This is a genomic window from Azospirillum sp. TSO35-2 (assembly GCF_003116095.1).
Taxonomy (GTDB): domain Bacteria; phylum Pseudomonadota; class Alphaproteobacteria; order Azospirillales; family Azospirillaceae; genus Azospirillum.
Map to the genome: position 1 here is coordinate 2,214,847 of NZ_LGRA01000021.1, position 13,873 is coordinate 2,228,719.

General features: G+C 67.2%; 13 protein-coding genes. All 13 read right to left on the bottom strand.

The window, feature by feature from the left end:
* Positions 1-25: 25 nt before the first annotated feature.
* Positions 26-280 (bottom strand): DUF1467 family protein, encoded by a 255-nt coding sequence (locus TSO352_RS26070; protein ID WP_109110021.1) that lies wholly within the window; start codon positions 278-280, stop codon positions 26-28.
* A 37-nt stretch (positions 281-317) separates the two neighbouring features.
* Positions 318-722, bottom strand: a complete 405-nt coding sequence (mce, locus tag TSO352_RS26075) for a methylmalonyl-CoA epimerase (RefSeq protein ID WP_109110022.1) — start codon at positions 720-722, stop codon at positions 318-320.
* A 55-nt stretch (positions 723-777) separates the two neighbouring features.
* Entirely contained in the window at positions 778-2,478 is a 1,701-nt protein-coding gene (locus TSO352_RS26080) for a ribonuclease J (RefSeq protein ID WP_199231726.1), read from the bottom strand.
* Positions 2,479-2,489: 11 nt separating this feature from the next.
* Positions 2,490-3,263 (bottom strand): type III pantothenate kinase, encoded by a 774-nt coding sequence (locus TSO352_RS26085; protein WP_109110024.1) that lies wholly within the window; start codon positions 3,261-3,263, stop codon positions 2,490-2,492.
* Positions 3,264-3,294: 31 nt separating this feature from the next.
* A complete protein-coding gene (locus tag TSO352_RS26090; protein WP_109110025.1) occupies positions 3,295-4,101 on the bottom strand; it encodes a biotin--[acetyl-CoA-carboxylase] ligase in 807 nt (268 codons plus the stop codon).
* Between the two features lie 10 nt (positions 4,102-4,111).
* On the bottom strand, positions 4,112-5,560 hold the full coding sequence (gene nuoN / locus TSO352_RS26095) for an NADH-quinone oxidoreductase subunit NuoN (RefSeq protein ID WP_109110026.1): 1,449 nt from the start codon (positions 5,558-5,560) through the stop codon (positions 4,112-4,114).
* A gap of 13 nt (positions 5,561-5,573) precedes the next feature.
* The gene (locus tag TSO352_RS26100) at positions 5,574-7,100 is read right to left on the bottom strand and encodes an NADH-quinone oxidoreductase subunit M (protein WP_109110027.1); all 1,527 of its coding nucleotides are present in this window, start codon (positions 7,098-7,100) and stop codon (positions 5,574-5,576) included.
* 25 nt (positions 7,101-7,125) lie between these two features.
* Positions 7,126-9,246, bottom strand: coding sequence for an NADH-quinone oxidoreductase subunit L (gene nuoL / locus TSO352_RS26105; protein ID WP_109110028.1), 2,121 nt, complete (start codon positions 9,244-9,246; stop codon positions 7,126-7,128).
* Between the two features lie 9 nt (positions 9,247-9,255).
* Positions 9,256-9,564, bottom strand: a complete 309-nt coding sequence (nuoK, locus tag TSO352_RS26110; protein WP_042693497.1) for an NADH-quinone oxidoreductase subunit NuoK — start codon at positions 9,562-9,564, stop codon at positions 9,256-9,258.
* A 2-nt stretch (positions 9,565-9,566) separates the two neighbouring features.
* Complete coding sequence (locus tag TSO352_RS26115; protein WP_109110029.1) at positions 9,567-10,181, bottom strand: NADH-quinone oxidoreductase subunit J; 615 nt, start codon at positions 10,179-10,181, stop codon at positions 9,567-9,569.
* An 18-nt stretch (positions 10,182-10,199) separates the two neighbouring features.
* Complete coding sequence (nuoI, locus tag TSO352_RS26120; protein ID WP_109110030.1) at positions 10,200-10,688, bottom strand: NADH-quinone oxidoreductase subunit NuoI; 489 nt, start codon at positions 10,686-10,688, stop codon at positions 10,200-10,202.
* 107 nt (positions 10,689-10,795) lie between these two features.
* Positions 10,796-11,806, bottom strand: a complete 1,011-nt coding sequence (gene nuoH / locus TSO352_RS26125) for an NADH-quinone oxidoreductase subunit NuoH (protein WP_109110031.1) — start codon at positions 11,804-11,806, stop codon at positions 10,796-10,798.
* The gene (gene nuoG / locus TSO352_RS26130) at positions 11,799-13,862 is read right to left on the bottom strand and encodes an NADH-quinone oxidoreductase subunit NuoG (protein WP_109110032.1); all 2,064 of its coding nucleotides are present in this window, start codon (positions 13,860-13,862) and stop codon (positions 11,799-11,801) included. Before nuoG ends, nuoH begins: the two co-directional genes overlap by 8 nt.
* Positions 13,863-13,873: the final 11 nt, after the last annotated feature.

A 13,873-nucleotide genomic window follows, 5' to 3' on the forward strand; every position in this document is an offset into this window, starting at 1 on the left:
CCCTCCATTCCCAGCCGGTCCGCGATCACAGCATGTCGCGCGCCATGTCGTGGAACGAGATGATGCCGGAACGCTCGACGCCGAAGATCACCAGCCACACCACCAGCGCCACCAGCGAGGTGATGGCGAACTTGCGCAGGATGCGCGGTTCCACCGGCGCGCTGGAGGCCATGCCGGGCTCCGGGTTGTCCGGCGTCCGCACGCCCCAGGGCAGCACCGCGAACAGCACCACCCACCACACGACGATGTAGACGAACCCACCCGTTACCCAATTGTCCATCGCACCACCTCCGGCGGCGTCCGGCGGGGGTGCCGGATCAGGCCTGCTCCAGTTCCACCAGCGTACCGCAGAAATCCTTCGGATGCAGGAACAGAACCGGCTTGTCGTGGGCGCCGATCTTCGGCTCCCCGTCGCCCAGCACGCGGGCGCCCTGCGCCTTCAGCCGGTCGCGGGCGGCCAGGATGTCCTCCACCTCGTAGCAGATGTGGTGAATGCCGCCCGACGGGTTCTTGTCCAGGAACGGGGCGATCGGCGACTTCTCCCCGAGCGGGTGCAGCAGCTCGATCTTGGTGTTCGGCAGGGTGACGAAGACCACCGTCACGCCGTGCGCCGGCACGTCGACCGGTTGGGAGACGGCGGCCCCCAGCGTGTCGCGGTACAGCGCCGTCGCCGCGGCCAGGTCCGGAACGGCGATGGCGACGTGGTTCAACTTCCCGATCATGCGTGTCCTCTCTCGGTGCGAATGGCCCGGCCCGTTCCCGGGCTCTGTCCCGTGGTTATACACGGACCAGATGGACCTCCGTCACCGGCTTCTTGCCATGAGACGCATTGAAGCAGCGGCGGACCGCGATGCGCGCCGCCTCCTTCACCTGGGCGTCGTCGCCGCGCGCCGAACGGGGCAGCGCCGCCACCGACTCGCGCACCGCGTCGATCACGTCCAGCAGCAGGTCACGGTCGGCCGCCTCGTCGATCAGCCCCATCACCGCCACCTGCGGCGCGGTCAGCATCTCGCCGGTGGACGACATCACCAGCGTCACCACGGCGGCGCCGTTGTTCACCATGCGGTTGCGCGCCCGCATCATCCCGGTGTCGAGCGGCACCAGCCGCTTGCCGTCCAGCGCCATCCGGCCGGCCTGCACCTGCGCCACCACCCGCGCGCCCTCCGGCCCGTCCAGCCGGATCAGCTCACCGTTGGCCGGCACGATGCGGTCGGCGACCTGACAATCCTGCGCCAGGGCGGCGTGGGCCTGCTGGTGGCGCTGCTCGCCATGCACCGGCACGGCGATGCGCGGGCGCACCCACTGGTACATGCGCACCAGCTCGTCGCGCGCCGGATGGCCGGAGACATGGACCGCCGCCTCGTCGGCGGTGATCAGCTCGATGCCCTGGGCGACCAGCTGGTTCTGCATGCGGCCGATGGCGCGCTCGTTGCCGGGGATCTCGCGGGACGAGAAGACCACCACGTCGCCGCGCGACAGCGTGATCTGCGGGTGGTCGTTGCCGGCGATGCGGGCGAGCGCGGAACGCGGCTCGCCCTGGCTGCCGGTGCAGATCAGCACCAGCTTCTCGCGCGGCAGGTAGCTGGCGTCATGCTCCGACAGGAATTTCGGCACATCGGCGAGGTAGCCGTTGGCCCGCGCCGCCTCGTTGATCCGCCACAGCGAGCGGCCGACCAGCGCCACATGGCGGTCGTGGGCCGCCGCCGCCGCCGCGATGCTTTCCAGCCGGGCGACGTTGGTGGCGAAGCAGCTGACGGCGATGCGCCGGTCGGGGTAGCGCCCCATCAGCTCCATCAGGGTCGCGCGCACCGTGGCCTCCGATCCGGCGGAGCCCGGCACCAGCGCGTTGGTGCTGTCGCCGACCAGCGCCAGCACCCCCTCGTCGCCGATGGCGCGCAGCCGCTCCTCGTCCGCCGTCTTGCCGACCAGCGGCTCCGGATCCAGCTTCCAGTCGCCGGTGTGCAGCACGGTGCCCGCCGCGGTGCGGATGGCCAGAGCGTTCGGCTCCGGGATCGAGTGCGTCATGGTGACGTATTCGACGGAGAACGGACCGACCTCGACCGTGCCGCCCAGCGGGATCTCGACGATCGGCACCGCCGCGCTCAGGCCGCGCTCGTGCAGCTTGGCGCGCAGGAAGGACGCGGTGAAAGGCGTGCAATAGACGGGGCAGCGCAGCTCCGGCCACAGATACTGGACGGCGCCCAGATGGTCCTCATGCGCGTGGGTCAGCACCAGCCCGACCAGATCGTCGCGCCGCTCCGCGATGAAGGTCGGGTCGGGCATGATGACGTCCAGGCCCGGCATGGTGTCGTCGGCGAAGGAGATGCCGAGGTCGACCATCAGCCATTTGCCCTGATGGCCGTACAGGTTGAGGTTCATCCCGATCTCGCCGGAACCGCCGAGCGGGAGGAAATACAGCGCGCCATCCTCCGGAACGAAGGGGTCCGCCGGGGTTTCGGGAGTTCCGGCGGCTGTCATGGAGGATCGTGTCATTGGACCGTGTTGCGCTTGTGGATCAGGAGGAGACCGCGGAGCGTCAGCTCGTTGTCGGTGTGTTCGATGACATGGGTAGCCTTCGCGAAAAGAACAGCCAACCCTCCCGTCGCGACCACCCGCATGGGTTCGCCGTACTCCGCCCGGATGCGGGCCACCAGCCCTTCGATCAGGCCGACATACCCCCAGAAGATGCCGGATTGCATGCAGGCGATGGTGTTCTTGCCGATCACCTCGGCCGGCGGCTGGATCTCGACGCGCGGCAGCTTGGACGCCGCCATCTGCAGCGCCTCCAGCGACAGGTTCAGCCCCGGCGCGATCACGCCGCCACAGTAGTTGCCGTCGGCATCGACCACGTCGAAGGTGGTCGCCGTGCCGAAATCGATGACGATCAGCGGGGTCTTGTAGGTCGCTGCGGCCGCCACCGTGTTGACCAGACGGTCGGCCCCGACCTCCTCCGGCCGGTCGACCAGCGCCTTGGCGCCCAGCTTGACTTCGGGCTGACCGACGATCATCGGGTCGCAGCCGAAATGATCCTTGCACAGCCGCTTCAAATTGAAGGTAGCGCCGGGGACCACACTGGCGATGATGGCGCCGTGGATGTCCAGCGCCTTCAGCCCCTTCAGCGCCATCAACTGCATCAGCCACACCATGTATTCGTCGGCGGTGCGCTTGGGGTCGCTGGCGGTGCGCCAGATGCCGCGCTGGCGGTCGCCGTCGTAGATGGCGAACACCACGTTCGTGTTTCCGGCGTCGATGGCGAGCAGCATGGTGAAATCCGTGGAAACGGGTGGGTCGGCGTCAGGCGGCGGACGGATCGGAGAAGAACACGTCGCCGGCGGCGATCCGCTGCCGCGGCCCGCCGTCCGTTGGATCAAGCAACAGAACGCCGTCGCTGTCCAGATCGGCGAAGGTGCCGGGGATCGTCCGGTCGCCGAGCCGGACCAGGATTGGGCCGCCCAGCCCCTTGGCACGGGCGAGCCAGGCCTCGCGCACCGGCGCGAACCCATGCTCCCGCCACCGCCCGTACCAGGTGGCGAGGTGGCCGGCATAGACCTCCAGCAGCGCGCCGGGTCCCATGGCGGGCGCCCCTTCGGCGATCAGCGCGGTGGCGCCGTACTCGGTGGTCGCGGGGAAATGTCGCAGGTTGATGCCGACGCCGAGCACCACCCAGGCGACCGTGCCGTCCGCCGCCGGCTCCGACTCGAGCAGGATGCCGGACAGCTTGCGGTCATGGACCAGGACGTCGTTCGGCCATTTGCAGCGCACCCCGCCGGGGTCCGGCAACACCGACTCGGCGGTCTCGGCGATGGCGAGCGCCGCCAGGAAGGAGATCTGCGCCGCCTCGGCCGGCGGCCGGCCGGGCCGCAGGATGGTGGTGCAGTAGAGATTGCCCTCGGGCGAGGTCCAGGCCCGGCCGCGGCGGCCGCGGCCGCTGTCCTGCCGGCGGGCCCAGACGATGGTGCCCTCGGCGCCGAATCCGCCGACCCCCGAACGCGCCAAGGCCTTCGCCTCGTCGTTCGTGCTGCCGACGTGGTCGAAGGCCTTGACCTGGAAGCCCGGAGGCAGGCGCAGCCGCGCCGCCTCCGCTTCGAGCGATGCCGTCATCGCTGCGCCGTCACCCGGCGAACAGGGCCGCCGCCGCCGCCGCCGCACCGTTCAGGATCGGCGCCGGAGCGACGAAGAACAGCAGGGTGAACAGGCTGGTGACGACCAGGACGCCGGTCATGCCGTCGTCGCCGATCTTGTCGACGACCACCGCCGGCTCATCGAAATACATGATCTTGATGATGCGCAGGTAATAGAAGGCGCCCACGACGCTGGTCAGCACGCCGACCACGGCCAGCGTGTAGTCCTGCGCCGCGACGGCGGCGAGGAAAACGTACAGCTTGCCGAAGAAACCCGCCATCGGCGGGATGCCGGCCATGGAGAACATGAAGATCGCCATGGTCGCGGCCAGCATCGGGTTGGTCTTGGACAGGCCGGCGAAGTCCTTGATCTCCTCCAGCATCTGGCCCTTGGCCTTCATGCTGAGGATGACGGCGAAGGCGCCGATGTTCATGGCGATGTAGAGCGCCATGTAGATCAGAACGCCGCGGACGCCATCCTGGGTGCCGGTGGTCAGGCCGACCAGCGCGTAGCCGACATGGCCGATCGAGCTGTAGGCCATTAGGCGCTTGATGTTGGTCTGCATGATCGCGGCGAAGGAGCCGATGACCATCGACAGGATGGCGGTCGCCACCAGCACCTGGTGCCACTGGCCGGCGAGATGGCCGAACGGCTCGATCACCACGCGGGTGAACAGCGCGATCGCCGCCACCTTGGGCGCCGCCGCGAAGAAGGCGGTCACCGGGGTCGGCGCGCCCTCGTACACGTCGGGGGTCCACATGTGGAACGGCGCGGCCGACACCTTGAAGGCCAGACCGGCCATCACAAAGACCAGGCCGATCACCACGCCGGTCGACACATGCGCGCCGCCGGCGAACAGCGCCGCCACCTTGTCGAAGGAGGTCGTGCCGGCGAAGCCGTAGACCAGCGAAGCGCCGTACAGCAGCATGCCGGACGACAGCGCGCCGAGGACGAAGTACTTCAGCCCGGCTTCCGACGACTTCTCGCTGTCGCGGCGGAAGGCCGCGATGACGTAGAGCGCGAGGCTCTGCGTCTCCAGCCCGACATACAGCGAGATGAGATCGTTGGCCGAAATCATCATCAGCATGCCGAGCGTGGCGAACAGCATCAGCACCGGGAACTCGAAGCGGGCCATGTGCTCCCGCTCGTTGAAGCCGAGCGAGAGGACGACCGAGAAGGCGGCGGCAACCAGCACCAGCACCTTCATGAAGACGCCGAAGGCGTCCATCACGAACATGCCGTTGAAGGTGACGACCCGCCCGCTGCCATAGCCCATCGCCAGCACGGCGGCGAGCAGCATGGCGACGATCGCCAGATAGGAGACGGGGCGGGTGAAGCCGTCGCCGCGGAAGACGCCCAGCATCAGCAGGGCGACGCCCGACAATGCGAGGAAGATCTCCGGCAGGGCCGGCCAGACGTCGGGAAACACTGCGGTCATGTCGAAGAACCCCTTACCGCGCGGCGACGGAGACGCCGGACGCGGCGTGCGACGCGGCCAGCTTGGTCTGGTAGGTCTGGATCAGCTGCTCGACCGACGCCGAGGTGACGTTCAGGAAGCTGGTCGGGTAGACGCCCATCCACAGGACGACGGCGATCAGCGGCAGGAACACCGCGATTTCCCGCGGGGTCATGTCGAACATCGCCTTGACGTCCGGCTTGGTCAGCTTGCCGTAGACGACGCGGCGGTACAGCCACAGCGCGTAGGCGGCGCCGAGCACCATGCCGGTGGCGGCCAAGGCGGCGACCCAGGTGTTGTCGCGGAAGACGCCCAGCAGCACCAGGAACTCGCCGACGAAGCCGGCGGTGCCCGGCAGACCGACCGAAGCCATAGTCATGAACAGGAAGACGACGGCGTATTTCGGCATGTTCTTCACCAGACCGCCGTAACGGGCGATCTCGCGGGTGTGCAGCCGGTCATAGACGACACCGACGCAGAGGAACAGCGCCGCCGAGACCACGCCGTGCGACAGCATCTGGAACACCGAGCCTTCGATGCCCTGCTGGTTCAGCGCGAACATGCCGATGGTGACGAAGCCCATGTGGGCGACCGACGAGTAGGCGATCAGCTTCTTCATGTCCTCCTGGGCGAGAGCGACCAGCGAGGTGTAGATCACGGCGACGACCGACAGGGTGTAGATCAGCGGCGCGAAATACTCGGTCGCTTCCGGCAGCATCGGGATGTTGAAGCGCAGGAAGCCGTACCCGCCCATCTTCAGCAGCACGCCGGCCAGGATCACCGACCCGGCGGTCGGCGCCTCGACGTGGGCGTCCGGCAGCCAGGTGTGGACCGGCCACATCGGCACCTTCACCGCGAAGGAGGCAAAGAAGGCCAGCCACAGCCAGAGCTGCATGTTGCGCGGGAACTGGGTGGCGGTGATGGTCGGGATGTCGGTGGTGCCGGCCACGTAATACATGGCCAGGATCGCCAGCAGCATCAGGACCGAGCCGAGCAGCGTGTACAGGAAGAACTTGAAGGCGGCATAGACGCGGCGCGGGCCGCCCCAGACGCCGATGATCAGGAACATCGGGATCAGGACGCCTTCGAAGAACATGTAGAACAGGACGAAATCCAGCGCGCTGAACATCCCGATCATTAGGGTTTCCAGCGCGAGGAAGGCGACCATGTACTCCTTCACCCGGACCTGCACCGACTCCCAGCTCGCCAGGATGCACAGCGGCATCAGGAAGCCGGACAGCACGACGAACAGCACCGAGATGCCGTCGACGCCCATGTGGTAGTTGATGCCGAAATCGGGGATCCACGCCGCCTTTTCCACCATCTGGTAGCCAGGGTTGCGCGGGTCGAAATTCACCCAGACGAGAAGCGTCAGCACGAAGGTGATGAGCGTCGTCCACAGCGCGATGAAGCGCACGTTCCGCAGCACGTCCGGCGAGGTGCCCCGGCAGAACAGCAGGATCAGCGCCACACCGACGAGCGGCAGGAAGGTCGCGAACGACAGGATCGGCCAGCTAGCCATTGTTGTTGTTCCCCCTCGAAACCGCTCAGCCGAAGACCGACAGCCAGGCGACGAACAGGACGACCCCGATCACCATGGCGAAGGCGTAATGATAGACGTACCCCGATTGCAGCCGGCTGGCGCGCGCCGCGACGTCGCGGGTGACGGCGGCAATGCCGTCCGGCCCCACGCCATCGATCACCGCACCGTCGCCCGACTTCCACAGGCCGAAGCCCAGGGCCTTGGCAGGGCGGACGAACATCGCGTCGTACAGCTCGTCGAAGTACCACTTGTTGTAGAGGAACTGGTGCACGCCGCGGAAGGTGCCGGCGATCTTGCCCGGCAGGCTCGGCATCTGGACGTAGCCGATGTAGGCCATCGCGATGCCCAGCAGGCCGACCACCAGCGGAGCCAGCGAGACCCAGCCTGGGGTGTGGTGGTGCGCGGCCTCGACCGGATCGTGCCCGTGCAGCACCAGCAGCGCCTGGCCCCAGAACTCCGCCCGCGCCTCGCCGATGAACCACTGGTGGAAGCCGACACCGGCGAACAGCGCGCCCAGCGCCAGAACCCCGAGCGGAACCAGCATGACCACCGGCGATTCATGGGCGTGGTCGTAAACCTCCTTGTCCATCCGCGGCGTGCCGTGGAAGGTCATGAACAGCAGGCGCCAGGAGTAGAAGGCGGTCAGCAGCGCCGCGGCGATGCCGAGCGCGAAGGCGAAGCGCCCCACCCCGCTGCCCGAAGCGAAGGCCGCCTCCAGGATCATGTCCTTGGAGTAGTAGCCGGCGAAGAAGGGCAGACCGGCGAGCGCCAGGTTGCCGATCCACATCACCGCGTAGGTGAAGGGGATCTTGCGCCAGACGCCGCCCATCTTCCGCATGTCCTGCTCATGGTGCAGGGCGTGGATGACCGAACCGGCGCCAAGGAACAGCAGCGCCTTGAAGAAGGCGTGCGTGAACAAGTGGAACATGGCCGCGCCGTAGGCGGAGACGCCGGCGGCGAAGAACATGTAGCCGAGCTGGGACATCGTCGAATAGGCGATGACCCGCTTGATGTCGAACTGGGTGAAGCCGATGGTCGCGGCGACGAAGGCGGTCAGGCCGCCGACCACGGTCACGACCTCCAGTGCCGTCGGCGCGTATTCGAACACCGGCGACAGCCGGCAGACCATGAACACGCCGGCGGTCACCATCGTGGCGGCGTGGATGAGCGCCGACACCGGGGTCGGGCCCTCCATCGCGTCCGGCAGCCAGGTGTGCAGGCCGAGCTGGGCCGACTTGCCCATCGCGCCCATGAACAGCAGCAGGCAGGCGATGGTCAGGCCGTTGAAGTCCCAGCTCAGGAAATGCAGCGACTGGCCGGTCAGCGTCGGGGCCTTGGCGAAGATCGCGTCGAACTGGACCGAGCCGGTCAGCACGAAGATCGCGAAGATGCCGAGCGCGAAACCGAAGTCGCCGACGCGGTTGACCAGGAAGGCCTTCATGGCGGCGGCGTTGGCCGAGGGCTTCTCGTACCAGAAGTTGATCAGCAGGTAGGAGGCCAGACCGACGCCCTCCCAGCCGAAGAACAGCTGCACCAGGTTGTCGGCCGTCACCAGCATCAGCATGGCGAAGGTGAACAGCGACAGGTAGCCCATGAAGCGCGGCTTCTGCGGGTCCTCGGCCATGTAGCCGACCGAGTAGACATGGACGCAGGCCGAGACGGTGTTGACGACGATCAGCATCACCGCGGTGAGCTGGTCGACGCGCAGAGCCCACTTCACGTCGAGCGTGCCGCTCTGGATCCAGGTCATCAACTCGATCGTGCGGGGGTGCCCGCCGACGGCGACGTCGAAGAACAGGATCCAGGACAGCAGCGCCGAGACCAGCACGGCGCCCGCCGTCACGAACTGCGCGGCGCGGTCGCCGGCGGTCGGCGGCCCGGCGACGACGTGATGGTCGTCGTGGGCGTCGTCGTGCGCGTGGTCCAGCTCGTCATGCGAGATGTGGTGGGCATGATCGTCATGGGCGTGGGCGATCTGGGCGTGTCCGTGCCCATGATCGTCGTGGCCATGACCGTGGCTTCCGTGACCCGCGGCGACCGGCGCGGCCTTCGGCCCGCCGAACAGCGCGATCGATCCGGCGACGAGGAACGCCAGGAGCGGAAGGAATACGACTAGCACTTCCATGGCGCCGCCTCAGCCCTTCATCATGTTGATGTCTTCGACTCGGATCGAGCCGCGGTTGCGGAAGTAGACCACCAGGATGGCGAGGCCGATGGCCGCCTCGGCGGCGGCGACGGTCAGGATGATCATGGCGAAGATCTGGCCGACCAGATCGTGCAGGAAGGTCGAGAAGGCGACGAGGTTGAGATTCACCGCCAGCAGCATCATCTCGATCGACATCAGGATGATGATGACGTTCTTCCGGTTCAGGAAGATCCCCAGCACGCCCAGCGTGAAGACGATGGCCGAGACCGTCAGGTAATGTCCGAGACCGATCTCCATGATCACACGCCCTCCCCGGTCGTAACCTTGCGAATGACGACGACGTCGTCCCGGTGACGGGCGATCTGGACGCCGACATTCTGTTTGCGCACGCCGGCCCGCTGGCGCAGCGTCAGCACGATCGCGCCGATCATGGCGATCAGCAGCACGATGCCCGACGCCTGGAACAGGTAGACATACTGGGTGTACATCAGCTGGCCCAGCGCGTGGGTGTTCGTCACCTGGTCCAGCGCCGGGGTCGGCGCGCCGGCGATCGACGCGACGCCCGGGGCGACGATCCAGCCGCCCAGCACCGCGACCAGCTCGGCCAGCAGGATCAGCCCGATCAGCGCGCCCAGCGGCAGCGTTTCCAGGGCGCCCTGCCGCAGCTCGCGGAAGTTGATGTCGAGCATCATCACCACGAACAGGAACAGCACCGCCACGGCGCCGACATAGACGATGATCAGGATCATCGCGATGAACTCGGCGCCCATCAGGACGCAGAGGCCGGCCGCCTGGAAAAAGGCGAGGATCAGGTAAAGGACCGAATGAACGGGATTCCGCGCCGAGATGACCATCACACCGGAGGCCACCAGCAGCGCGGCGAACACGTAGAAGGCGATGCCTTGGAGTATCATCGTTTTTCTCGCTTCCGCTTACCGGTAAGGAGCCTCGGCCGCGAGGTTCTGGGCGATCTCCGCCTCCCAGCGGTCGCCGTTCGCCAGCAGCTTCTGCTTGTTGTAGAAAAGCTCTTCGCGAGTCTCGGTGGAGAACTCGAAGTTCGGCCCCATGACCACCGCATCGACCGGGCAGGCCTCCTGGCACAGGCCGCAGTAGATGCACTTGGTCATGTCGATGTCGTAGCGCGTCGTGCGGCGGCTGCCGTCGTCGCGCGGTTCGGCCTCGATCGTGATGGCCAGCGCCGGGCACACCGCCTCGCACAGCTTGCAGGCGATGCAGCGCTCTTCGCCGTTCGCGTAGCGGCGCAGCACATGCTCGCCGCGGAAGCGCGAGCTGATCGGGCCCTTTTCATAGGGGTAGTTCAGGGTGACCTTCGGCTTGAACATGTAGCGCAGGGTCAGCGCCATGCCTCCAAGCAGCTCGGTCAGGAACAGGCTGCGCGCCGCGCGATCGAGGAACGCCATGGCCTCTTCGTCTCCTTCCTTGCCGGCGGGGGGATGAACCGCATCCGCCGGCACTTCTCAACGAGATTCAGTAATCGACTGTGTGGACCGCTCGCTTGTGCCGCCGCTTATTTGGGCAGCCAGCCGAAGGTCACCAGAACGCCGGCGGTCAGCACGACCCAGAACAGCGAGAAGGGCAGGAACACCTTCCAGCCCAGCCGCATCAGCTGGTCGTAGCGGTAGCGCGGCATGGTGGCGCGGACCCAGACGAAGGTGAACAGGCAGAACGCGATCTTCAGGGCGAACCACACGATGCCCGGCACCCAGGTGAAGGGCGCGAAGGGCAGCGGCGACAGCCAGCCGCCGAGGAACAGGATGCTCGTCATCGCGCTCATCAGGATCATGTTGGCGTATTCGCCAAGGAAGAAGAGCGCGAAGGGAGCCGAGCTGTACTCGACCATGAAGCCGGCGACCAGCTCCGACTCGCCTTCCGGCAAGTCGAAGGGCGAGCGGTTGGTCTCGGCCAGTGCCGAGATGAAGAACATCACGAACATCGGCAGCAGCGGGATGCAGAACCACACCTTCTCCTGCGCGTGCACGATGTCGGTCAGGTTCAGCGACCCGACGCACAGCAGCACCGAGATGATGATGAGGCCCATCGAGACCTCGTAGGACACCATCTGCGCCGCCGAGCGCAGCGCGCCGAGGAAGGCGTAGCGCGAGTTCGAGGCCCAGCCGGCCATCACGATGCCGTAGACGCCGAGCGAAGAGATCGCGAACAGGTACAGCACGCCGACGTTGATGTTGGACAGCACCACCCCGTAGTTGAACGGGATGACCGCCCAGGCGATCAGCGCCAGGAAGAAGGTGATCATCGGCGCGACGTAGAACACGACGCGGTTGGCACCTTCCGGCAGGATCTGCTCCTTGGCGAACAGCTTCAAGCCGTCGGCGAAGGGCTGCATCAGGCCGAAGGGACCGACGATGGCCGGCCCCTGGCGCAGCTGCATCGCGCCCATGATCTTGCGCTCGGCGTAAGTCATGAAGGCCACGGCGACCAGCAGCGGCACGACGATCGCCAGGATTTCCAGGACGATGATGATCAGCGGCAGGAGGAAGCCGCTCCAGAACTCAGCCATGGGTGCCAGTCCTCTCCTGAGCAGGGCCCACCAGCGCTTCCGTGCAGTTGGCCATCGTCACCGACGCCCGGCTGATCGGGTCGGTCATGTAGAAGTTGGTGATCGGCGTGACGAACGGCGCCGCGTCCACCGGACCCTGCGCGCCGAAGGGCGCCCAGGCCGCCGGGGTCATCTGGCCGACCGCCGCGAAGATCGGGTTGGCGGCCATCAGCCGCTGGCGCAGTTGCGTCTGCGTGTCGAAGGACAGCGTCGCACCCAGCGCTTCCGACAGGGCGCGGACGATCTTCCAATCCTCGCGCGCTTCACCCGGCGGGAACACCGCGAGGCGGGCGAGCTGCGGACGGCCCTCGGTGTTGACGTAGACCGCGTTCTTCTCGGTGTAGGCGGCGCCCGGCAGGATGACGTCGGCGCGGTGGGCGCCGGCGTCGCCATGGTGGCCCTGGTAGACCACGAAGGCGTTGCCCAGCTTGGCGGTGTCGATCTCGTCGGCGCCCAGCAGATAGACGACGTCGATCTCGCCCGTCGCGGCACCCTCGAGGATGCCCTGGAGGTCGCGGCCGCCCTCGCCCGGGACGAAGCCGGCCTCGATGCCGCCGACCCGCGCCGCGGCGGTGTGCAGCACGTTGAAGCCGTTCCAGTCGTCACGGACCATGCCGTACATCTCGCCGACCTGACGGGCGGCGGCCTGCACCGCCAGACCGTCGGGGCGCTGGAAGGCGCCCATGCCGACGATCATCAGCGGGTTCTTGGCGGCGCGCAGCGTCTCGGCGAACGGGTGGCTGCCGTCGATCAGCTGCTGCAGCGTCTCCGGACCCGAACCGATCACGCTGTGCGGATAGGTCAGGTCGCGCTGCTCGCCGATCGCGGCGATGGTGACGCCGCCAGCCAGGTAGCGCTTGCGGATGCGGGCGTTGACCAGCGTGCCTTCCCAGCGCGGGTTGGTGCCGACCAGCAGGATGACGTCGGCCTTCTCGATGCCGGCGATGCCCGAGTTGAACAGGTAGCCGGCGCGCGCCGACGTGTCGAAGCGGGCGCCGTCCTGGCGGCAGTCGAGGTTCGCCGAGCCCAGACGGGTCAGCAGTTCCTTCAGCGCGAACTGCGCCTCGACGTCGATCAGGTCGCCGGCGATGGCGGCGATCCGGTTGCCCGGGACGCCCTTCATCTTGGCGGCGATGGCGGCGAAGGCCTCGGCCCAGGAGGCCGGGACCAGCTTGCCGTTCTGGCGGATGTAGGGGCGGTCGAGGCGCTGGCGCTTCAGCCCGTCATAGGAATAGCGGCTCTTGTCGTTGAGCCACTCTTCGTTGATGTCGTCGTTGACGCGCGGCAGCACCCGCATCACCTCGGCGCCACGGGCGTCGACGCGGATGTTGGAGCCGACGGCGTCGAGCACGTCGATCGTCTCGGTCTTGCGCAGTTCCCACGGCCGCGCCGTGAAGGCGTAGGGCTTGTGGGTCAGCGCACCGACCGGGCAGACGTCGGCGAGGTTGCCCGACAGCTCCGAGCCGATCGCCTTCTCGACGAAGGTGGTGATCTCCATATGCTCGCCGCGGTAGACGGCGCCGACGTCCGGCACGCCGGCCACTTCGTTGATGAAGCGGATGCAGCGGGTGCAATGGATGCAACGGGTCATGATGGTCTTGATGACCGGACCCATGTACTTGTCCTCGACCGCCCGCTTGTTCTCGCCGTAGCGGCCGCGGTCGAAGCCGTAGGCCATCGCCTGGTCCTGCAGGTCGCACTCGCCGCCCTGGTCGCAGATCGGGCAATCCAGCGGGTGGTTGATCAGCAGGAACTCCATCACGCCCTTGCGGGCCTTCAGGACGGTTTCGCTGTTGGTGCGGACGACCATTCCGTCGCCGCAGGGCATGGCGCAGGAGGCGACCGGCTTCGGCGCGCGCTCCATCTCGACCAGGCACATGCGGCAGTTGGCCGGCACGCTGAGGCGTTCGTGGTAGCAGAAGCGCGGAATCTCGATCCCCAGCTGCTCGCAAGCCTGGAGGATCGAGGTGCCCGGCTCGACCTCGATCTCGATCCCGTCGATGGTCAGTTTCGGCATGGGAACGGGAA

Bases quoted from the DNA above. Each gene is read 5' to 3' on its own strand.
- nuoG (WP_109110032.1), bottom strand. From the start codon at position 13,862: ATGCCGAAACTGACCATCGACGGGATCGAGATCGAGGTCGAGCCGGGC.
- nuoL (WP_109110028.1), bottom strand. From the start codon at position 9,246: ATGGAAGTGCTAGTCGTATTCCTTCCGCTCCTGGCGTTCCTCGTCGCC.
- nuoN (WP_109110026.1), bottom strand. From the start codon at position 5,560: ATGACCGCAGTGTTTCCCGACGTCTGGCCGGCCCTGCCGGAGATCTTC.
- TSO352_RS26100 (WP_109110027.1), bottom strand. From the start codon at position 7,100: ATGGCTAGCTGGCCGATCCTGTCGTTCGCGACCTTCCTGCCGCTCGTC.
- TSO352_RS26115 (WP_109110029.1), bottom strand. From the start codon at position 10,181: ATGATACTCCAAGGCATCGCCTTCTACGTGTTCGCCGCGCTGCTGGTG.
- TSO352_RS26070 (WP_109110021.1), bottom strand. From the start codon at position 280: ATGGACAATTGGGTAACGGGTGGGTTCGTCTACATCGTCGTGTGGTGG.
- TSO352_RS26080 (WP_199231726.1), bottom strand. From the start codon at position 2,478: ATGACAGCCGCCGGAACTCCCGAAACCCCGGCGGACCCCTTCGTTCCG.
- nuoI (WP_109110030.1), bottom strand. From the start codon at position 10,688: ATGGCGTTCCTCGATCGCGCGGCGCGCAGCCTGTTCCTGACCGAGCTG.
- mce (WP_109110022.1), bottom strand. From the start codon at position 722: ATGATCGGGAAGTTGAACCACGTCGCCATCGCCGTTCCGGACCTGGCC.
- nuoH (WP_109110031.1), bottom strand. From the start codon at position 11,806: ATGGCTGAGTTCTGGAGCGGCTTCCTCCTGCCGCTGATCATCATCGTC.
- TSO352_RS26090 (WP_109110025.1), bottom strand. From the start codon at position 4,101: ATGACGGCATCGCTCGAAGCGGAGGCGGCGCGGCTGCGCCTGCCTCCG.
- TSO352_RS26085 (WP_109110024.1), bottom strand. From the start codon at position 3,263: ATGCTGCTCGCCATCGACGCCGGAAACACGAACGTGGTGTTCGCCATC.
- nuoK (WP_042693497.1), bottom strand. From the start codon at position 9,564: ATGGAGATCGGTCTCGGACATTACCTGACGGTCTCGGCCATCGTCTTC.